The 20,822-nt window shown below is 67.5% G+C and carries 19 protein-coding genes; 8 read left to right on the top strand and 11 right to left on the bottom strand.

The genetic code is table 11. The annotated features are described in order from the left end of the window. Nucleotides 1–66 precede the first annotated feature (66 nt). The 6 genes from Q0654_RS00355 to Q0654_RS00330 all read right to left on the bottom strand — a co-directional run bounded on the left by Q0654_RS00355 (nt 67) and on the right by Q0654_RS00330 (nt 4,599). Nucleotides 67–750 (bottom strand): NAD(P)H-binding protein, encoded by a 684-nt coding sequence (locus Q0654_RS00355; RefSeq protein WP_298849324.1) that lies wholly within the window; start codon nt 748–750, stop codon nt 67–69. A 10-nt stretch (nt 751–760) separates the two neighbouring features. Then, nucleotides 761–2,284: a fumarate hydratase gene (locus Q0654_RS00350; protein ID WP_298849322.1), complete on the bottom strand. Its 1,524-nt coding sequence runs from the start codon at nt 2,282–2,284 to the stop codon at nt 761–763. Nucleotides 2,285–2,390: 106 nt separating this feature from the next. Then, nucleotides 2,391–3,077, bottom strand: coding sequence for a YceH family protein (locus Q0654_RS00345; protein WP_298849320.1), 687 nt, complete (start codon nt 3,075–3,077; stop codon nt 2,391–2,393). Nucleotides 3,078–3,101: 24 nt separating this feature from the next. After that, nucleotides 3,102–3,563, bottom strand: coding sequence for an NAD(P)H-dependent oxidoreductase (locus Q0654_RS00340; RefSeq protein WP_298849317.1), 462 nt, complete (start codon nt 3,561–3,563; stop codon nt 3,102–3,104). A gap of 83 nt (nt 3,564–3,646) precedes the next feature. Next, nucleotides 3,647–3,856 (bottom strand): cold-shock protein, encoded by a 210-nt coding sequence (locus Q0654_RS00335; RefSeq protein ID WP_298849315.1) that lies wholly within the window; start codon nt 3,854–3,856, stop codon nt 3,647–3,649. Between the two features lie 260 nt (nt 3,857–4,116). Then, complete coding sequence (locus Q0654_RS00330; protein WP_298849313.1) at nt 4,117–4,599, bottom strand: peptidylprolyl isomerase; 483 nt, start codon at nt 4,597–4,599, stop codon at nt 4,117–4,119. Nucleotides 4,600–4,824: 225 nt separating this feature from the next. Between Q0654_RS00330 and Q0654_RS00325 the strand changes: the two genes are divergently transcribed. From Q0654_RS00325 to hemN, 7 genes are all read left to right on the top strand, one after another. Further along, the gene (locus tag Q0654_RS00325; RefSeq protein ID WP_298849311.1) at nt 4,825–5,088 is read left to right on the top strand and encodes a hypothetical protein; all 264 of its coding nucleotides are present in this window, start codon (nt 4,825–4,827) and stop codon (nt 5,086–5,088) included. A gap of 2 nt (nt 5,089–5,090) precedes the next feature. After that, the gene (locus Q0654_RS00320; RefSeq protein ID WP_298849309.1) at nt 5,091–5,462 is read left to right on the top strand and encodes a GntR family transcriptional regulator; all 372 of its coding nucleotides are present in this window, start codon (nt 5,091–5,093) and stop codon (nt 5,460–5,462) included. Then, nucleotides 5,459–6,316, top strand: coding sequence for an ABC transporter ATP-binding protein (locus Q0654_RS00315; RefSeq protein WP_298849307.1), 858 nt, complete (start codon nt 5,459–5,461; stop codon nt 6,314–6,316). The genes Q0654_RS00320 and Q0654_RS00315 overlap by 4 nt, the downstream gene beginning before the upstream one ends. After that, on the top strand, nt 6,313–7,293 hold the full coding sequence (locus Q0654_RS00310; protein WP_298849305.1) for a hypothetical protein: 981 nt from the start codon (nt 6,313–6,315) through the stop codon (nt 7,291–7,293). Before Q0654_RS00315 ends, Q0654_RS00310 begins: the two co-directional genes overlap by 4 nt. A 560-nt stretch (nt 7,294–7,853) precedes the next feature. Beyond that, complete coding sequence (locus Q0654_RS00305) at nt 7,854–9,641, top strand: acyl-CoA dehydrogenase C-terminal domain-containing protein (RefSeq protein WP_298849294.1); 1,788 nt, start codon at nt 7,854–7,856, stop codon at nt 9,639–9,641. Nucleotides 9,642–10,159: 518 nt separating this feature from the next. Beyond that, entirely contained in the window at nt 10,160–11,062 is a 903-nt protein-coding gene (locus Q0654_RS00300; RefSeq protein ID WP_298849293.1) for an acyltransferase, read from the top strand. 65 nt (nt 11,063–11,127) lie between these two features. Then, nucleotides 11,128–12,519: an oxygen-independent coproporphyrinogen III oxidase gene (hemN, locus tag Q0654_RS00295; RefSeq protein ID WP_298849292.1), complete on the top strand. Its 1,392-nt coding sequence runs from the start codon at nt 11,128–11,130 to the stop codon at nt 12,517–12,519. Between the two features lie 78 nt (nt 12,520–12,597). On the opposite strand, the gene Q0654_RS00290 is transcribed toward hemN, so the two are convergent. The 3 genes from Q0654_RS00290 to Q0654_RS00280 form a co-directional block, all read right to left on the bottom strand. Then, nucleotides 12,598–14,574, bottom strand: coding sequence for a vanadium-dependent haloperoxidase (locus Q0654_RS00290; RefSeq protein WP_298849291.1), 1,977 nt, complete (start codon nt 14,572–14,574; stop codon nt 12,598–12,600). 205 nt (nt 14,575–14,779) lie between these two features. Next, nucleotides 14,780–15,829 carry a ribonuclease H-like domain-containing protein gene (locus Q0654_RS00285; protein ID WP_298849290.1) on the bottom strand — a complete coding sequence of 350 codons (1,050 nt, stop codon included), beginning with the start codon at nt 15,827–15,829 and terminating at the stop codon, nt 14,780–14,782. Beyond that, nucleotides 15,826–18,201: a DEAD/DEAH box helicase gene (locus Q0654_RS00280; protein WP_298849345.1), complete on the bottom strand. Its 2,376-nt coding sequence runs from the start codon at nt 18,199–18,201 to the stop codon at nt 15,826–15,828. Before Q0654_RS00280 ends, Q0654_RS00285 begins: the two co-directional genes overlap by 4 nt. A gap of 252 nt (nt 18,202–18,453) precedes the next feature. Here Q0654_RS00280 and Q0654_RS00275 point away from each other — a divergent pair, with 252 nt between their 5' ends. After that, the gene (locus Q0654_RS00275) at nt 18,454–19,188 is read left to right on the top strand and encodes a 16S rRNA (uracil(1498)-N(3))-methyltransferase (protein WP_298849289.1); all 735 of its coding nucleotides are present in this window, start codon (nt 18,454–18,456) and stop codon (nt 19,186–19,188) included. Between the two features lie 564 nt (nt 19,189–19,752). Here the strand turns inward: Q0654_RS00275 and ispD are convergent. Beyond that, nucleotides 19,753–20,466: a 2-C-methyl-D-erythritol 4-phosphate cytidylyltransferase gene (gene ispD / locus Q0654_RS00270; protein WP_298849288.1), complete on the bottom strand. Its 714-nt coding sequence runs from the start codon at nt 20,464–20,466 to the stop codon at nt 19,753–19,755. Continuing rightward, complete coding sequence (ftsB, locus tag Q0654_RS00265; protein WP_298849286.1) at nt 20,463–20,813, bottom strand: cell division protein FtsB; 351 nt, start codon at nt 20,811–20,813, stop codon at nt 20,463–20,465. The genes ispD and ftsB overlap by 4 nt, the downstream gene beginning before the upstream one ends. Nucleotides 20,814–20,822: the final 9 nt, after the last annotated feature.

The following is a 20,822-nucleotide window of genomic DNA, read 5'->3' as shown; positions in this document are numbered from 1 at the left end:
GGCTCAACCGCGCGTTTGCGGACGAGCAGGACGCAGAGAAAGCATGGCGGCGAGGGGCTGCCCGCTTCAGTCGGCAGCCGAATGCACGGCGGACAGGACCATGAGCTCGGCCCAGCGATGGGCATGAACGCCAGGATCGAGCCGGCCGATGAGCGCGTGTGCCGCCCGCGCGACGCGCCTCGCTTCGATTGCGCGGAAACGCGCGAACCCGCCGGACATCAGCGGATTCAGCAGCGGAGCGACCCACTGCCCGAGGCGCTCCGCTGGCCGCGATGCGGCCTCGCCACGCGCACCGAGCAGCAGCCCGGGCTGCAGGACGTCGCAGCGCTGGAAACCGAGCCCCGCGACCGCCTGTTCCAGTTCGCCCTTGATCCGCAGGTAGTCGTTGCGCGAGCGCGGATCCGCCCCGACCGACGACACCAGCACGGCCTGGCGCGCGCCGGCGGCGCGGGCGGCGCGCGCTACCTCCAGGACCAGGTCGCGGTCGATCTTCGCAAAGGCGTCGATCGAACCGGCGATGCGCCGGGTGGTGCCCAGCGCACTGACGAGGACGTCGCAGCTCCGCTCTGCCTCCCGCCACTGCTGTAGCGCGTCGACCAGTGGATCCCCTGTGAACATCTGCGTGTTCGCGGCATCCGTGGACAGTGAGCGCCGCAGCAGCAGGTCCAGCTGCAGGCCCTCGTGCGCGCCAAGGCGCGCAACCAGCGCGCGCCCCACGAGGCCCGATCCTCCGATCAACAGGACGCGCACGCAAGCCGGCTCAGGCCACCACCACCGGGATCTTGCCGATGCGCGCCTGCCACTGCTTCGGGCCCGTGTTGTGCACCGACTCGCCGGCCGAATCGACGGCGACGGTGACCGGCATGTCGCGCACGTCGAACTCGTAGATGGCCTCCATGCCGAGGTCCTCGAAGCCGACCACCTGGGCCGACTTGATCGCCTTCGACACCAGGTAGGCCGCGCCACCGACCGCCATCAGGTAGACCGAGCGGTGCTTCTTGATCGCTTCGATTGCCGCCGGACCACGCTCGGCCTTGCCGATCATGCCCAGAAGTCCGGTGGCACCCAGCACCTGGTCGGTGAACTTGTCCATGCGCGTAGCCGTGGTCGGGCCGGCCGGGCCGACGGCCTCGTCGCGCACCGGATCCACCGGACCGACGTAGTAGATGAAGCGGCCGGTGAAGTCGACCGGCAGCTTTTCGCCACGGTTCAACATGTCGACCATGCGCTTGTGGGCGGCGTCGCGGCCGGTGAGGATCTTGCCGTTCAGCAGCAGGACCTCGCCGGGCTTCCAGCCGGCGACCTCGTCGCGGGTCACGGTCGCGAGATCGACGCGGCGGCCCTTGCTGGCGTCGTAGGTCAGCCTGGGCCAGTCCTCCAGCGAGGGCGGCTCAAGGCTCACCGGGCCGGAACCATCCAGCACGAAGTGCGCATGGCGGGTGGCGGCGCAGTTGGGGATCAACGCCACCGGCAGGTTGGCCGCGTGCGTGGGGTAGTCCTTGATCTTGACGTCGAGCACGGTGGTCAGGCCGCCCAGGCCCTGCGCGCCGATGCCCAGCGCATTGACCTTCTCGTACAGCTCCAGCCGCAGTTCCTCGATGCGGTTGGCGGGGCCGCGGGCCATCAGCTCCTGGATGTCGATGTGCTCCATCAGGGCTTCCTTCGCCAGCAGCATGGCCTTCTCGGCGGTGCCGCCGATGCCGATGCCGAGCATGCCCGGCGGGCACCAGCCCGCGCCCATGGTCGGCACGGTCTTCATCACCCAGTCGACGATGGAGTCCGACGGATTCAGCATCGCGAACTTGGACTTGGCCTCCGAGCCGCCGCCCTTGGCCGCCACGATCACGTCGACCGTATTGCCGGGCACCACCGTCATGTTGATGACCGCGGGCGTGTTGTCCTTCGTGTTCAGCCGCTTGCCGGCGGGATCGGCCAGCACCGAGGCGCGCAGCTTGTTGTCGGGGTGGTGGTAGGCGCGGCGCACGCCTTCGTTGACCATGTCCTCGACACTCAGCGTGGCGTCCCAGCGCACGTCCATGCCGATCTTCAGGAACACGGTCACAATGCCGGTGTCCTGGCAGATCGGCCGGTGGCCTTCGGCGCACATCCGCGAGTTGATCAGGATCTGCGCCATCGCGTCCTTGGCCGCCGGGCTCTCCTCGCGCTCGTACGCGGCAGCCAGGGCCTGGATGTAGTCGACCGGATGGTAGTAGCTGATGTACTGCAGGGCGTCGGCGACGCTCTGGATGAAATCGTCCTGGCGGATGGTGGCGGGCGTGCCCATGGCGCGTGGCTTCCGGCTGGGGAAACCGCCATTTTAGGAGATCCGACGCGTGCAGGGCCCGCGACGGTAGTCGAAGGCCCTGCCGCGGTGACGCTTGTACGCGGTTCTACAGGGCGCCGAGCGCCTGCAGGGCAGCGCGCAGCTCGGCGACTTCGGCCTCCAGTGCCTCCACGCGCGCCTCAAGGGCCGAACCGCCGCGCGGGGCGCGCTCGGCGCCGGCGCGCTCGGCCAGCAGGGCCGGATCGACCGCGCCGAACAGCAGATGCATGTAGCGCTCCTCGCGCTGGCCGGGCTGGCGCGGCAGCTTCACCACCAGTGGAGGGGCGCGTTCGATCAGACGCTCCAATGTGTCCTCCACATCCTCGACGCCGGGGAACGGCGTGAGGCGCTCGCTGCGGGTGTGGATCTCGTTGAGCGTTTGTGGACCACGCAGCAGCAGGGTGCACATCACCGCGGCCTTGCGCGGGGTCAGGCCCAGGTGCTGGTCGAAGCGGTGCTCCCAGCGCTGCGCGCGCACGCCCTCGGAGGACTGCCGCGCCCAGCCGCGATTCTCCAGGTCGCGCAGTGCATGCACGATCGCGCCCTGCTCGTACTGGCTGATCGGGTCGCGGTTGTTCTTCTGGTTGCAGGCCAGCTGCAGCGAATTGACCGTAAGCGGGTATTGATCCGGCGTGGTCTGCGCCTTCTCGAACAGGCTGGCGAGAATGCGGCCCTCCAGTTCGGAAAGCACGCGCTGGGGAGCAACGTCTGGGTCAGGTGTATCGGCGATCGGGCTGTGTACGGCATCGCTCATGGCACGTCCTTGGTCGGTGGCGAATCAGAAGATACCCAAGACGAGGCCCGCGGCGATGGCGGCGCCGAGTTCGCGGGCCGCATCGAGGTCCGCGGGTGTCGGCGGCCCTGTGACGCGCAGGGGTTCGGCGAGCGGCTTCAGCGCGAGGCCGCGCAGGATGCGCTGCACCGAGTCGACCGCACCGCGCCCGTCGTTGCCGGCGCTGACCAGGAGCACGTAGCCCAGCCCTGCGACCCGCCCCTCGAGCTGGTAGAAGCTCCGATCGAAATAGTGCTTGAGCGCCCCCGCCATGTAGCCAAACTTCTCGGGCGTGGCGAACAGCACCGCGCCAGCGTCGAGCAGGACGTCGGCGGAGGCAGTGAGTGCCGGCACCCGGCGCTGCGGCAGTGCTGGCTCGGCGCTGCGGGCTCCCTCACTGAACGCATCCACCAGCAGTGTCGTCGTGCCGTGCGCGTCTCCGGCGTGCAGGATCAGCAATGGCTTCATGCCCGCATGAAGCCATGAAGGACCAGAAAAAACAAAGCCCCGGTTTCCCGGGGCTTTGTTTGAATCGGCAGGTGAACTGCTGATTACAGCGGCTGGACCTGGTCGGCCTGCAGGCCCTTCGGGCCCTTGGTCACGACGAAGCTCACGCTCTGGCCTTCCTGCAGCGACTTGAAGCCGGTGCCCATGATGGCGCGGAAGTGGACGAAGAGGTCCTCGCCGTCCGGGCGGCTGATGAAGCCGAAACCCTTGGCGTCGTTGAACCACTTCACGGTACCAGTCTGACGATCAGACATGTCTTGCTCCTTGAGACTTGATTGAAATGAAAGCGACGACTTTTTTGGTCGCCTACTGGGTCTGCTCGGAGAAAGACACGAGGTGAAGCGATGAACGTTGTGGAACCAACACCATCGGGTCACGAGTCACGGTGACCCCAGCAAACACAGCGGGGCCACTATACGCCAACATTCACACCAAAGCGACTGCGCAGATCTTACAGGCTTGACAGCGAGTGAAATCCTTACAGATCAGTCACTTGAGAACAACGAGCTCAAGATCAATGCTCCACGCCGCCGGCGCCATGGACGTGTCCGTGCAGGGTTTCCTCCAGCGAGGCCTCACGCACTGAACTCACCTCGATGTCGAAATGGAGGGTTTTCCCGGCCAGCGGATGGTTGCCATCGATGGTCACGGTATCGCCCTCGACCGCGGTGACCGTGACAGCCAGCGGACCTTGCGGCCCCTGCGCATGGAACTCCATGCCGACCTGCACCTCATCGACGCCGGCGAAGGCATCGCGCGGCACCTGCTGGACCAGGCCTTCGTGGTGCACGCCGTAGCCTTCTTCGGGCGCTACCGCGACCTTGAACTTGTCACCCGCCTGGCGGCCGGTCATCGCCGACTCCAGCCCCGGCACGATGTTGCCTGCACCATGCAGGTAGGCCAATGGTTCGCGGCCAGAAGAGCTGTCGAGGACCTCGCCAGCGTCGTTGGTCAGCGTGTAGTGAAAGGAAACGACACAGCGGTCGGCAATCTGCATGGGGAGCTCCGGTAGAGAGATGACGGGCGAAGGCACCGTCTGGGGATGAAGAAATCGGCAGCGTTCGTGCAGATCTCGGGGTTCCGGGTCGCGGGCGTGGCCGCGACCGCCTTAAAGGCTAGGCCAGGACGGCGGCGCCGGCAATCCGAGCCGGGCTTGACAGCTCGAAATCTAGTGTTATAGTCAACTACAACACCACCCCGCCCCAGCCGGCAGGAGCGCCCCATGAAGCCCAGCACAGCCACCCCAGCGCCCAACCTCGGCATCAGCCTCGTGATGGCGCTCCTGTACAGCGGCCTGGTGGCGACCCTGGTCGCCCTGCATCCGGGCCCGCCTTCGGTCTATCCGGGCGCCGCGATGCAGTCGGCGACGATTGAAACCTCTGCCGCGCCACTCCCCGAGATTGCCGCACCAGGCAGTCTGCGACTACGCATGACCCTGCCTTACATGCCCGGCAACGCCCCCCGCGAGGCCGATCAGGAGATCTGAGCATGAGCGTGATCTGGAACGAGACCACACCGATCTATCTGCAGCTGAAGGAGAAGGTCATCGGCATGCTGCTCGATGGCTCGCTCAAGCCGGGTGACGCCCTGCCCTCGGTGCGCCAGGTAGCCGCGGACTTCCAGCTGAACCCCATCACCGTCTCCCGCGCCTACCAGGAGCTGGTGGACGAATCCCTGGTCGAGAAACGTCGAGGACTTGGCATGTACGTCACGGATGGCGCCCCAGAAAAGCTGCTTGCGAGCGAGCGTCAGCGCTTCCTCAGGGAAGAGTGGCCGGCTCTGCTGGCGCGCATCGAGCAGCTGGGCCTGAAGCTCGAAGAACTCATGAAACGCAGCCCGGACACGGAGGAATCGGCATGAGCACGGTCATCACCGCACGCGGTCTCAGCAAGACCTACGGCAAGACCACGGCGCTGAAGGGGCTGAACTTCAGTATTGAAGCCGGCCGCATCGTCGGCCTGATTGGCCCCAACGGCGCCGGCAAGACGACGGCGCTGAAGGCGATCCTGGGGCTTGCCCCGTACGAGGGCGAGCTCAGCGTGCTGGGCCTCGACCCGCGCACCCAGCGCAACCAGCTGATGCAGGACGTCTGCTTCATCGCAGATGTCGCGGTGCTGCCGCGCTGGATCCGCGTGCGTGAGGCGATCGACTTCGTCGAAGGCGTGCATCCGCGCTTCTCGCGCGACAAGTGCGAAGCCTTCCTCAAGGCGACCAAGCTGACGCCGGACATGAAGGTCAAGACCATGTCCAAGGGCATGGTGGTGCAGCTGCACCTGGCCCTGGTGATGGCCATCGACGCACGCCTGCTGGTGCTGGACGAACCCACCCTGGGCCTCGACATCCTGTACCGCAAGGCCTTCTACCAGCACCTGCTGAACGACTACTTCGACCACGACAAGACGATCATTGTCACCACCCATCAGGTCGAGGAGATCGAGCACATCCTCACCGACCTGATCTTCATCCGCGACGGCGAGGTCAGCCTGTCATCGAGCATGGAGGATGTGGGCGAGCGCTTCACCGAAGTGATGGTCGGCGCCGAGCACGTCGAGACCTGTCGCGCCATGAAGCCGCTCGATGAGCGCCAGGTCTTCGGCAAGAGCATCTTCCTGTTCGACGGCGCCGACCGCGCCGCGCTGAGCCGCATGGGCGAAATCCGCACCCCCGGCGTCGCCGACATCTTCGTGGCCACCATGAAAGGAACCTACGCATGAAGACCACCCTGCCCTGGCTGCTGAGGCGAGAGTACTGGGAGAACCGCGGCGGCTTCTTCTGGGCGCCGGCGATCGGCGCCGGGATCACCCTGCTGCTGACGGTGATGGGGCTGATCACCGCCGAGGTGTTCCGCAAGAAATTCACCGGTGACATCCAGATCGGCATTCCGCTGAAGCGACTCACCGAGCGCCTCTCGGAAACGGAACTGCAGACCCTGGGTTCAGCGCTCGACATGGCCCTGTTCTCGATGTCGGGGCTGCTGCAGTTCATCCTGTTCTTCGTGGTGTTCTTCTACCTGCTCGGCGCCCTGTATGACGATCGCCGCGACCGCAGCGTGCTGTTCTGGAAGTCGCTGCCGCTGTCGGACGGCTCGATGGTGCTGTCGAAGGTGCTGGCGGCAGCCCTGCTCGCTCCGATCCTGTCGACGCTGATCGCGATGGTGCTGCAGTTCGCCCTGCTGATCCTGCTGAGCCTGTATGTGCTGTTCCACGGCATCAATCCGCTGACCGTGCTGTGGGGACCGGTGTCCCTGCTGAATGTCTGGGGCCAGATGCTGGCGAACGTGCCAATCAATGCGCTGTGGGCCCTGCCAACCATCGGCTGGCTGCTGCTGGTCTCCGCCTTCGCGCGCAGCAAGCCCTTCCTCTGGGCGCTGCTGGTGCCGGTCTCGATCGGACTGCTGCTGAACTGGTTCGACCTGCTGAGCGTGATCAATCTGGAGTACACGGCGTACTGGAAGCACGTCGTCATGCGGATCCTGCTGGGCGTTCTGCCAGGAAGTTTCCCATTGCATCTCGCAGTCACTGATCCGTCCATTCTGGTTGATGGCGCTGATCTGCAGAACGTCACCAGCACCTTCGGCTGGAACCTGATGGGCCAGGCCCTGGCCTCGCTCAACCTGTGGATCGGCGCCGCGGCAGGCGTGGCCATGATCGCCCTCGCCACCCGCCTCCGCCGCTGGCGGGATGAGGGCTAGCCAGTCGCGCTTTGGGTCCGCCTTGAATGGCGGACCCAGCGGCTGGCTAGGCCCGCGCAAGGATGCGCGGGCGGGCGCACCTCGCCATGGACGGCTCAGCCCTTCGACACTTATGTGCGTGCGGACTGCGTTGAAGCGCAGGCCGCACATCGAATCAGGCCCGCGCATGGATGCGCGGGCGGGAGTCGACCGACATGGATGGCTCAGCCCCAGAAGCACGGAAGCGAAGCCCTGTAGGGTGCGCGTGTCGCGCACCACATCCACGCGCAGGCTTGGGCTTCGGTCGGGGATTCGCGTCTCTCGAAACTGCAGGTGCGCCACAGGCGCACCCTACGCGCACATCGGCTTCGGCTTCGATTCGGTCATGGCGTCAGTCCCAATCGCAAGCGCGCGCTTTCAAACGCTTGTTTCACTGATCGAAACTTCTGATTCCCAAAGGGTTTCACGCTTTCCGCGCTGACAGCAGCTCGCGTCTCCGGCATACTTCGCGGCGAAAACATACGGCCGCGTATGGCGAAATCGCCCGCGGTCGCCTCCCCAAGGCCTGCCGGAGTTCGACCATGCCCAGCTACACCGCCCCCCTGCGTGACATGCGCTTCGTCCTGTTCGAGCTGCTGGATGCGGAAACCGAGCTGAAGGCGCTTCCGGCCTACGAGGCAGTCGACGCGGAGATGCTGAACGCGGTGCTGGAAGAAGCCGGCAAGTTCGCCGCCAACGTCATCCACCCACTCAATGCCATCGGCGATCGCGAGGGCTGCACCTATCACGGTGACGGCGTGGTGACTTCCCCGCCCGGCTTCAAGGCTGCCTACCAGCAGTACGTGGAGGCCGGCTGGCCTTCGTTGGCCTGCGATCCGGCCTATGGCGGCCAGGGCCTGCCGATCGTGCTGAACAATTCCGTCTACGAGATGTACAACTCGGCCAATCAGGCCTGGCTGATGTATGCGGGCCTGTCGCACTCGGCCTACGAATGCATCAAGGCGCACGGCAGTCAGGCCCAGAAGGATCTGTACCTGCCGAAGATCGTCTCCGGCGAATGGACCGGCACCATGTGCCTCACCGAGCCGCATTGCGGCACCGATCTCGGCATCCTGCGCACCCGCGCCGAGCCAAACGGCGACGACAGCTATCGTCTCTCTGGCACCAAGATCTTCATCTCGGCCGGCGAGCACGACTTGGCCGAGAACATCCTGCACCTGGTGCTGGCGCGCCTGCCGGACGCCCCGGCCGGCACCAAGGGCATCTCGCTGTTCCTGGTGCCGAAGTTCGTGCCGAACGCGGACGGCAGCCTCGGCGCGCGCAATGGCATCAAGGCCGGCTCGATCGAACACAAGATGGGCATCCACGGCAATGCCACCTGCGTGATGAATCTCGACGACGCCACCGGCTGGATGATCGGTGAGCCGAACCGCGGCCTGAACGCGATGTTCGTGATGATGAATTCCGCGCGTCTGGGCGTGGGCATGCAGTCGCTGGGCCTGGCCGAAGCCGCCTACCAGAACGCGGTGGCCTACGCGCGCGACCGCCTGCAGAGCCGCTCGGCGACGGGGCCGAAGCGCCCGGACAAGGCCGCGGATCCGATCATCGTGCACCCCGACGTGCGCCGCATGCTGCTGACTGCAAAGGCCTACACCGAAGGTGGCCGCGCGTTCACGACCTGGATCGCGCAGATGATCGACCGCGAACTTTCGCATCCGGATGCCGCCGTGCGCGAAGAGGCCGCCGATCTGGTCGCCCTGCTGACGCCGATCGTCAAGGCGTTCATCACCGACAACACCTGGGAGACCAACACGCTCGCGCAGCAGGTGTTCGGCGGCCACGGCTACATCGAGGAATGGGGCATGAGCCAGTACCTGCGCGATGCCCGCATCAACATGATCTACGAGGGCACCAACGGCATCCAGTCGCTGGACCTGCTGGCCCGCAAGGTGCTGGGCGACGGCGGCAAGCGCCTGCAGCGGTTCGGCGCCCTGATCGCCAAGTTCGCCGAGGCCGAGCAGGCCTATCCGGGCATGGCGGAGTTCATCGCGCCGCTGGCCGAACTCGGCCAGAAGCTCACCCAGCTCACCATGGAGCTGGGCGGCAAGGCCATGAGCAACCCGGACGAAGTGGGTGCAGCCGCCACCCACTACCTGCGCATCGTCGGCCATCTGGTCTACGGCTACTTCTGGGCGCGCATGGCCCGCGTGGCGCTGGAAAAGAAGGACAGCGGCGACGCCTTCTACGCCGGCAAGCTGCACACCGCCCGCTTCTACTTCAGCCGCCTTCTGCCGGAGACGGCCTACCACTTCCGCGCGGCGCGCGCGGGTGCGGACAGCCTGATGGCGATTGGCGAAGAGATGTTTTGAGAGAGCCGGGATTCGGGAGTGGGGATTCGGGATTTGTTGGAGCGGGTTGTCGCGGGCGTTGGGCTTGATCGGCCATCGCCTGCGGCCTGCTGGATCAAGGCATGGACAGCCGCGACTCGCGCGCCCTGAGCAGTGAGTGTGGACCTCCCCTCTCATCCACCGAGATGAGCCTCCTGTCTCCCTCTGCCCTCGGATCTCCCCTCTCCTCCACTGAGTGCGAGCCTCCTATCTGTACTTGTGCCTGCGAATCTCCCCTCTCCCCTTGTGGGAGAGGGGTCGGGGGAGAGGGGTAGAACGCTTGCAGGGCGCAGTGCCTGCTCCCACCCGCCTCCGCTCCGCTCGGGCTCCAGCGAGCATCGGCTGACATCGGCGGCCGACAAGCGACCAGCCTCGCTTCGCGCAAGGGCAGAGGGGCCAGCGGCGATCGGTATCACGCGAGCTCCGAATCTCCACTCCCGCATCCCCACTCCCCGCGGCAAGGCATACTCCCCGCACCCCGCCGCCATTCCCGCTGCCTGATGAAATCGCTCCTGGCGTCGCTGCGCGCCGCCTTTACTTTCAGCCTTGTCGCGCTCAATACCGCCATCCACGTGCCGGTGCTGCTGCTGTTCGCACTGTTCAAGCTGGTTCTGCGCTTCCGCGCGGCCCAGGTGGGCCTGACCCGGGTGCTGATCGCGATCGCCACCAGCTGGGTGGCGGTCAACAGCGCGCTGATGCGGGCGCTGACGCCCACGCGCTTTGCGTTCCTGGGTCTCGACAGCCTGAAGCCGGAAGGCTGGTACCTGGTGATCGCAAACCACCAGAGCTGGGTCGACATCCCGGTGCTGCAGATGGCGCTGAACCGACGCATTCCGATGCTGAAGTTCTTCCTCAAGCAGCAGCTGATGTGGGTACCCGTCATGGGGCTGGCCTGGTGGGCGCTGGATTTCCCCTTCATGCGCCGACACACCCGCGAGCAGATCGCGCGTGACCCAAGCCTGCGCGGCAAGGACATCGAATCCACCCGCCGCGCCTGCGCCAAGTTCCGCTACACCCCGGTATCGGTGATGAACTTCGTCGAAGGATCGCGCTTCACGCCGGCCAAACACGCCCGCCAGAGCTCGCCCTACACCCATCTGCTGGCACCCAAGGCCGGCGGCGTGGCCTTCGTACTGCAGGCCATGGGCGACAGCCTGCAGGCCCTCATCGACGTGAGCATCGCCTATCCCGCGGGTCGGCCCAGCCTGTTCGATCTGCTGGCCGGGCGGATACCCGAGGTCCAGCTGCGTGTCCGTCAGCTGCCGCTGCCGGCGGACCTGCTCGGCCGCGACTACCAAGAGGACGCGGACTTCCGCGAGCGTTTCCAGGCTTGGCTGAATCAACTCTGGGCCGAGAAGGATGCCGAGCTCGGCCGCATGCTGGACGGCGCCGAGGCGCGCTGAAGCGCTCGCGGCCGGCTTGATCCCGATCAACGCGGCCGGGCGGCGTCGGCGCAAGACTTCGCCCCATGCCGACGATCCCGCCCTTCGATGCCGAGCTGTTGCGCCGCTATGACCGCCCCGGTCCGCGCTACACCTCCTATCCGACCGCGCCGCACTTCAGCACGAAGTTCGATGCAGCCGCCTATCGCCGCGCGGCCAGCGAAAGCAATGCCGACCCGATCCCGCGCTCGCTGTCGCTGTACGTGCACGTGCCCTTCTGCCTGTCGCCCTGCTTCTACTGCGGCTGCAACCGCATCATCACCCGCGACCTGAGCCGCGGTGAGAAGTACCTGGGACATGTGCAGCGCGAGATCGGCCTGGTCGCGCCGCTGTTCGACCGCGACCGCGAAGTGGTGCAGCTGCACCTGGGTGGCGGCACGCCGAACTTCCTGAAGCCCGAGCTGATGGAGCAGCTGATCCTGAGCCTCGGCCGCGAGTTCCAGTTCAGCACGCGGGCGGACCGCGACTTCTCGATCGAACTCGATCCGCGCAGCGTGGATCCCGCCGGCATCGCCCATCTCGCCGAGCTCGGCTTCAATCGCGCCAGCCTTGGCGTGCAGGATTTCGACCCCGACGTGCAGGAGGCGGTCAATCGCATCCAGAGCGTCGACGAGACGCTGGCGGTGATCGAGGCCTGCCGCACGCACGGCTTCCGCTCGGTCAATGTCGACCTGATCTACGGCCTGCCTCGGCAGAACCTGGCCGGTTTCGCCCGCACCCTCGACACCGTGATCGCCGCGCGGCCGGATCGCCTGGCCGTCTACAGCTATGCCCATCTGCCCGATCTGTTCAAGGCGCAGAAGCAGATCAAGATCGAAGACCTGCTGCCGCCCGACATGAAGCTGCGCCTGCTGGAGCTGGCCATCGAGAAGCTCTCGGCCGCCGGATACCACTACATCGGCATGGACCATTTCGCCCTGCCCGAGGACGAGCTGGCCCGCGCCCAGCGTGCCGGCAGCCTGCAGCGCAACTTCATGGGCTATACCACGCATGCGGAGACCGACCTGATCGGCCTGGGCATGAGCGCGATCAGCCGCATCGGCGATCACTTCGCGCAGAACGCGCGCGAGTTGGCCGGCTACGTGGCGATGGTCGAGAACGACCACCTGCCGATCATCCGTGGCCTGAAACTGGATGCCGACGACGTGCTGCGCGCCGACCTGATCCAGCATCTGATGTGCCAGGGCGAGATCGACAAGCGCGACCTCGAGAACCGCTACGGCATCGACTTCGACCTCTACTTCGGCGACAGCCTCGAACAGCTGCCGCCGCTGATCCAGGACGGCCTGGTCACGCTCGAACCCGGCTTCATTCGCGTCACCCCGCGAGGCCGCCTGCTGATGCGCATCGTCGCCATGTGCTTCGATCGCTACCTGCAGAGCCCGGCGCAGCCGGTGCGCTTTTCCAAAGCGATCTGAGCGCCGCTCCGCTGCAGGAGCCGAGTCGACGCTCGCGGGCTGGACCGATCAGGGCAGTCGCGCGGTGTGGCGGCCGGTTCAGAGTTCGCTGCAGCGGCTGGTCCCCGGATTGAACAGCCGCTCCAGCTCCAGCTGGCCTGGCCCGAAGCCCGGCAGGGTGGGCGCGTAGGTCGCCACCGCGCGGTCACAGTCGGTGAAGCGGATGCGCATGGACCCGAACGCATGCGTCTGCACTTCGGCAGCGTCGAAGTTCTCGCCGAAGCGAGCGCCAGAGGTCGTGATCAAGGGCACGGTCACGCTGCCATCGGGCTGCACCTTGGCCGAACCCACCAGCCACATCTGGCGGCGCTGGTTGTCGTAGGTATTCCACTGCACCACGAGCGTACCGGCGGCGTCGATCTGCAGCGACAGTCCTTCACCGCTGCGCCCGCGGTCCATCCAAACGCCGGTGAACTCCGGCCCGATCGGCAGCACGCCGGCGGCGAGCGCCTGCACGCGCGCCAGCACCGAGGCCCCCACCTTCTCGCCGATCTCACGGCCGCGCAGATCGCCGTCCTGGATATGGATCCCACCATAGAGTCGCGAGAAGCCGGCCTCGTCGGCGGCGTCCTTGAATGTCGGCCAGCGCAGCACCACCGGCGCAGCCGGCCCGGACTCGAAGCGCAGATAGCCCGGCTGAGCGCGGAACTCGCCGATCAGGTCGGGCTGGCCGTCGCGGTCCAGATCGCGATCGATGCGGCTGACGCCGTCGAAGAAGCGCGGGCTGCCGGTCATGCCTTCCAGCACGGCCGCCGAGGCTGCACTGAAGCCGCTGTGTCCCGAGGTGAACTCCGAAAACGGCGGCGTCACGAAGGTCGGATCCTGGTACGGCTGCCAGTCTTGTCCAGCGATCATGCGGCTGCCCAGGTTGGGACCGGCCCAGGCTTGCACCTGCTGACCATGAAACAGATGGCGGATGGCCGACACCGGACGCACGAGGTCGTAGACGCGCTTGGCGTTCCAGGTGGCGATGCCGGCATCCAGCAAGGCACCGTTCAGGGCCAGAAACATCCGCGCATCAGCGCCGATATCGTGGCCATCGCGTATCGAAACGCCTTGGGCGAGCTGGTTCCAATGGCCCGGGGGCGTTTCCGAACGCGGGCCGTCCGCCCAGAACTCGGCGATGACCTTGGTGCGATCGTTGAGCGCCCCGCTGATTTCCAGAACCTCGGTCATCTGCCGCAGGAAGGCCTCGTGCCCGGTACTGCGCACACCCAGCGCATCGACATAGGGCTCCTGCGAGCCATGCCGCGGTGGCGCGGGCGGCAGCAGTGCCGCGGCCGAAGGAATCGCGAAGGGACGCACGGAACCCCAGTGCGGCGTCAGGAAGCTCTGATCCCGATAGGAGTCCGGACGTGCGGCATCCACCACCGGCTGTCCGAGCGCATCACGCAGGCTGCCCGTGGGCACGCGAAGGGGCTGCCAGTGGTTGATGTCGAAGTGGGCGCCACCGGGCGCGTTGGGTGCGGCAGGATCGGCAGCGTTCACCGCGGCATAGGGCACCGGGAACGCAGCTGTCGCGGTGTCGGCGAAGTTGCGCGCGACATTGCTGCCATCGTTGGCGCGTGCCTCGATGACGTACTGCGCCACCCGATTGCCCAGCCCCGCGGGCGTTCCCGGATCGGTCGACGTGAACAGTGGATCCAGCCCGAGCGCGCGCATGCGCGCCTCGAAGCGTGGACGCTCGCCCGGGTAGGCGTGCACCAGCAGCTGGAACATCGCATGGCTGACCGCGACCCGGCGGTTGGCCTCGCTGTGCTCCGAGGGCGGGCGCCGCAGGCTGCGGTTGGCGGGCGTCGCCGCCAGCGCGCGCGGGTCATATGCGGCCCAGGCATCGAACGCTGCCGCCGAGCTCATGAACAAGGTGCGCGAGACCACGGTCGGACGCGGTGCGTTCTCGCGAACCGCTTCCAGCAGGGTTTCGTTCCAATCACGAACGACGCTGGCCGAGGCAGGAACGGCGACAGACAGGCCAAGCGCGAACAGCAGTGCGGAGCAAAGCGAGGATCGGTACACGGGCAACCTCGTGAGTGGACAGGGCATGCCCTGAGGCTCGACCGCACGGCTGCGCTCGATGACGATCTGCTCGCCCGAACCCGCGTGCGGCCGCGCGCGCAAGTTGGGCGCAGCAGGGCTGTGACGACCGGAATATCACCCAACCTGCACGTTCGTCAAAACATTCTCATGCAAGTGGAGCCCAGCCGCATTTGACCCCGGCGATTCACCGGGAAGCCGACCCAGGCTGCGGCTCCAGCGACCAGGCACGAGGCGCCACGGCGGCGAGCTCGCAGAGCCGAGGCAACAGCCCGGCGAGGCTGACGAGATCCTGGAAATGGTGGCGACGCACGCGCTCCAGCGGTCGCGGATCACCACCGCGGAGGCTGGCAAGAAATGCCGCCGGCACCTGCGCACCAGGCAGATCGTCCTGACGCTGCACGCCCAACAGTCGGGATTCCGCTTCAGCCAGTCGACAGCTCGGCCACTCGCGCCGGAACCTTCGCCGCACGGCATGCAGCAGGTCGTGATGCGGCAGCTGCTGCAGCGGATCACGCTGACGTGCCAGCCGATAGCGGGCCCGCAGCAGCGGCCCGTCGAAACTGCGGCCGTTGTAGCTGACCAGCTGAAAGGCCCCACAGGAAAGCCACTGCGCGAAGCGCTCGAGCATCGCCGACTCGGCCGCGAGTCGGCTGATCCACAGCTGCCGCACTTCGAGACCTGCCTCCATCCAGCGCGCATAGCCGAGCATGAAGGCACGCGTGCCGGTGCCGCCGGCGAGCCCGGTGGTTTCGGTATCGAAATGCAGAAGCGCATCGGTCGGCAACAGCCGTGGATGCAGGTCGGGGAGCCACTGCCATGCTGCCGGCGGGCGCAGGGGCAGGCGCTCGATGTACTCATGCAGACCTGCGGCGATCTCGACGCCCTGCGGGGCGATCGCACCGCTCGCAGCGATCGAGCACGAGGCGTTGCTGATGTCCTCCGCAAGCACTGGGCGGGGCCCCGCATGGCCGCTGCTCCCGAAGGCATCGACCGGATCCGTGCGCGACTTTCGGGCATGGCGACGCAGCAGATCCTTCAACCCCGACAGACTCAGGTCGACGTCTGCGCAGGGCGTCTGGGCGGGGTCACGGGCGCGTACCACTGCAGACTGCGTGGCGATGCTGCCCGATGGGGCTGCGACCTTGATATCCGCGTCCACCGGACCGGGTCGGGCCTCGATGCTCGCACCCGCCTGCTCGCGCAGCCTGCGAAGGTGTTCGGCAAACGCGCTCACGCCGCTGCCGCTGCATTCCACAGGCCGAGCACGCGCGCCGCGAGCCGCTTGGGGCTGGCACCGGCGCAGGTCTGTTCCTCGTCGGCCTGCAGGGCTGCACCGACGCAGGCCGGGCAGCCGGCCGCACAGTCGCAAGCCTCGACCAGCCCCAGGGCCGCGCGCACCAGTTCCGTTCGACGCTTGAACAGCGGCTCGGAGAGGCCGATGCCGCCGGGGAAGTTGTCGTACAGGAACACCGCTGGCGCGAAGCGCGCATCGGCCTCGACCGCCTCGGGCAGCTCGCGGCCGAAGCCCTCAACGCGACTCCAGCTGCCGTCGCCGCTGCCCACCGACTGCTGCAGGTCCCGGGCCTCGGCCATGGCCGACAGCCCCGCCACCAGATGCAGGGCATGGGCAGCCGCGAGAAACGCATCCAGCGCGTCCTGCCGGCTCTCGAAGCTCGCCTCCAGCACGTCCGCCGGCAGCGACCACCACAGCGCGGTGGTGTGCAGCTCCTGGTCCGGCAGGTTGACCGGGCCGTAGCCGATATTCTCGTGGGTGTAGTAGCGGATCTTCTTGTAGCCCGAGACGCGTCGAACCACATGGACTTCGCCGTGGTGGCAGGTGCCCTGCCCCGCATTGCTGCCGTCGAAGCGCTCCAGCACACGCAGACGTGTGTAGTCGATGGCGTCGGTGTAGTAATCGACGCTGACCCGGGTGACATAGGCCTTGCGGCCGGTCCAGTCGAGCTTCTCGACCTGGAAGGGCTGCGACTGCAGCAGGTAGATCGCGCCCTCGTACAGGGTCAGCGCGGCGGCCGAGTAGTCAACCTCGGCGATGATCTGCTGGCGGCCGTCGCTGCGGTCGACCACCACGAAGTTGCCGTCGGCCACCGAGCGCAGCGACACCGCATTGGCCGGATAGCTGTCGGCAATCCACTCCCAGCGGCCAGACTCCTGGTGCAGCACCTCGGCCTCGGCCAGCACCTCCAGCCAGGGCGCCGGCTCGACGCTGCCGAAACGCTCGCCATCGACGAAGGGCAGCTCGAAGGCCGCGCAGCGGATGTGGTCGAGCAGGATCAGCGGATGGTCGGCGTGGATGCGCGCCATCTCCGGCGAGGCCGATTCGAAGAACTCCGGATGCCGCACGATGTACTGGTCCAGCGCGGTGCTGCCGGCGACCAGCACGCCGAGGCTCGGCTGGCCGCGACGGCCGGCGCGGGCGAGCCGCTGGCGGGTCGCGGCGATGCTGCCGGGATAGCCGTTCAGCACCACCACATCCAGCGCGCCGATATCGACGCCCAGCTCCAGCGCCGAAGTGCCGACCAGGCCATCGATGCGGCCTTCGCGCATGGCCCGCTCGACCTCGCGGCGCTCGGTGGGCAGGTAGCCGCCGCGATAGCCGCGGATGCGCGGCGGGTGCCTGGGGTCGTGGTCGAAGACGTCCTTCAGGTACTTGGTGATGACCTCGACCAGCAGCCGCGTCTGTGCGAACACCAGCGCTTTCAGGCCGGCCTTGATCGAAAGGCGCGCGATGCGCGTGCTCTGCGAGCGCGCGGAGGCGCGGATGCCGAGTTCGCGGTTGACCATCGGCGGGTTCCAGAGCAGCAGATGTTTCTCGCCGCTGGGCGCGCCACTGTCGGTGATGGCTTCCACCGGGGCACCGATCAGCGCTGACGCATGCTCGGCCGGATTGCCGATCGTCGCCGAGGCCAGGATGAACTGCGGCTTCGCGCCATAGAAAGCACAGATGCGCTGCAGCCGTCGCAGCACGTTGGCCAGATGCGCGCCGAACACGCCGCGGTAGCTGTGGATCTCGTCGATCACCACGTAGCGCAGGTTCTCGAAGAACTGCGCCCACTTGGTGTGATGCGGCAGGATCGCCTGGTGCAGCATGTCCGGATTGCTGATCACCAGATCACCGTGCAGGCGGATCGCCTGGCGCGCATCGCCGGGCGTGTCGCCGTCGAAGGTGTGGGCCTTGATGCCGAGCCCGCCGGCGCGATTCAACTCCAGCAGCTCGGCCAGCTGATCCTGGGCCAGGGCCTTGGTCGGGAACAGGTAGAGCGCCTTGGCGCGCTGCTCGATCGCGCCGGCCAGCACCGGCAGCGTGTAGCAAAGTGTCTTGCCGGACGCCGTGGGCGTCACCACCACGAAATGCTCGCCGGCCTGCGCGCGCTGCCAGGCCTCGGCCTGATGGCTGTAGAGGCGCTCGATGCCGCGCGCGCGCAGCGCGTTGGCGATCGGTGCGGGCAGGTCGGCGGGCAACTCGGCGTAGCGGCCCTCGCGCGCCGGCTGCACCGAGTGCCCGGTGATGCGGCTGCCGTACTTGCGCTTCAGCCTGCCGGTGAGACGGTCGGCGCGGACCATCTCCTTGCGCGGCGCCTCGGCCATCGCGCGGCTGTGGGCGTCGATCAGCTGCGGGGCGTAGGGCAAGGGCGCAGGCAGGGACATGGCGGCAGGCTCGGAGCGCGGGGGCGGCAAGCGGAACGCAGCGCTGTCTCAGGGCCTGAGATTGGCCCGCACGGGTGTGCGCCGGAGCCTTCACTTCCACCCTCCTGGCCGGCTCGCGTGTGCCGCATCGACGCAAGCCCCGTGCGATCCCGCTGGTACATTCACGCCTGTCTTCCATAGCCAGACACCGCCATGCGCAGCATCCGCAGCCATATCGACGCCGAGCTGATCGAGGGTCACTCGCTTGCCCTGCCCGAGTCCACCGCCACCCACCTGCTGCGCGTGCTGCGCCTGGGCCTGGGCGACGAGGTGCTGCTGTTCAACGGCGACGGCTACGACTACCGCGCTCGGATCAGCGGGCTGGCCAAGCGCAGCGCCGAGGTGCAGGTCGAAGCGCGCATCGAGGTGCAGCGCGAGTCGCCGCTGCAGGTGACCCTGGCCCAGGCCCTGGCGCGCGGCGAGAAGATGGACTGGGTGCTGCAGAAGGCGACCGAACTGGGCGTCAGCCGCATCGCGCCGGTCGTCACCGAGCGCACCGAGGTCAAGCTCGACGCCGAACGCGCCGACCGCCGCCTGCAGCACTGGCGCGGCGTCGTCGCCAGCGCCTGCGAACAGTGCGGACGCGCGCGCCTGCCGCAGATCGAGGAACCGCGCGCGCTGGCCGATTTCCTTGCCGCATCGAAAGCCGAAGGCCATTTGATCCTGGCGCTGGATCCGGACGGCGAACACAGCCTGTCGGCCCTGCCCGCCTTCCAACGGCTGAGCCTGGTGATCGGTCCGGAAGGCGGCTTGAGTCCGCGTGATCTCGGCCAACTGCGCGCGGCCGGCGCCCGGGGCCTGCGCCTCGGTCCACGCATCCTGCGCACGGAAACCGCCGGTATCGCCGCCCTCGCGGCGCTGCAGGCGCTGCGCGGGGACTGGAGCTGACCTGGGGCTGTGCTGCACGACGCCCGATGCGGCGGAGGCAGAGGGTGTTGCAGGCACTTCGCTCGGGTTCGCTCAGGCTCAGGCTCAGGCTCAGGCTCGGGCGAGGGCGTGACGCGAGGTTCCGATGGATGCGCTGCGCTTATCCACCCTACAAACACGAATGACGCCTCGCGTTGAACGAAGCAGCCAGACCCTGCCCGCGCAGGGCAGATAAGCGCAGCGCATCTGCCGGCTCTGAATGCCGCCTTCGGCGAGATCCGCTCTGTCGCGGCGAGTGAGGCAGCACGCGTCGCCGCTTGGTCGAGGACGTGGACGTGACGCGAGGTTCCGATGGATGCGCTGCGCTTATCCACCCTACAAACACGAATGACGCCTTGCGTTGAACGCAGCAGCCAGACCCTGCCCGCGTAGGGCAGATAAGCGCAGCGCATCTGCCACCACGCCCAATCGGAGCCGCAGGACGGGCCCGACCCAGACGCGATTCCGAGTCACCCGATGGCGAAGATCAAGCGCCGGGAAGCGAGCGCGAATCGAGGCGATGGCGACGACGAAACGCGTGCGGCCTCAGCCCATTCGGGCCAGCAGAAACTCCGCCAGCGCCAGATCCGCCGGCGTGGTGATCTTGAGGTTGTCCTCGGCGCCTTCGACCAACAGGGGCTGAGCGCCCCGGCGCTCCATCGCCATGGCTTCGTCGGTGATCGCGACGCCCGCAGCGCGCGCGTGTTCCAGCGCATCGAGCAGGGCTTGCGCCGGAAAAAACTGCGGCGTCAACGCGCGCCACAGGCCAGCGCGCGCTTCGGTTCCGAGCGCTCTGGGCCGCTCGGCCGCGCTGGCGGGGTCGACCCGCTTCAAGGTGTCGCGCACCGGCGCCGCCAGCAGGCCACCCTCTCCCGCGTCCAGGCAGAAGCGGATCAGGCGATCGAGGTCCTCCTGCCGCAGACAGGGGCGCGCGGCATCGTGGACGAGCGCCCAGGCCGCGCCGTCTGCCACATGCTCTCGCACTGCGAGCAACCCCGCCCGCACGCTGTCGGCGCGCTCGGCGCCGCCGTCGACGCGCTGCACCGGTTTGCCGTCCATCGTGGTCCAGCCGGGCCAGCGCCCATCGCCGGCGGCGGTCGCCACGATCGCGCCCTCGACGTCCGGATGCGCCAGCACCGCGCGCAGGCTGTGCTCCAGCACGCTGCGTCCCGCGAGCTGCAGATACTGCTTCGGAACATCGCTGGCCATGCGTCGCCCGCTGCCGGCTGCCGGCAGGATGGCCCAGATGCGCGGCTTCATTGGCCGGGGCGCTGCCCTGAGGGGCGGCTGCCCTGCCCCTCAGGAACCGTGGGCGGCGGCTCGGGCACCAGCTCACCGTCGACCACGCGATAGAACACCTCGCCCGGCTTGATCATGCCGAGCTCGGCGCGGGCGCGCTCCTCGACGGCGGACTGGCCTTCCTTCAGATCCACCACCTCGGCCTCGAGCGCCTCGTTGCGCGCCTCCAGGCGCGCGTTCTCGTCGCGCTGGCGCTCCACCGCAGTGGCGAGGCCATCGACCTGGGCACGCCCGCCCGCACCCGTCCACAGCTGCACCTGCAGGTAGACCAGCAGGGCCAGCAGAACGAGGATGATCAGTCGGGACATGCGCGCCCA

This window comes from uncultured Aquimonas sp. (genome assembly GCF_937888285.1).
Taxonomy (GTDB): domain Bacteria; phylum Pseudomonadota; class Gammaproteobacteria; order Xanthomonadales; family Xanthomonadaceae; genus Aquimonas.
This window is presented reverse-complemented; position numbering and strand designations above follow the sequence as displayed.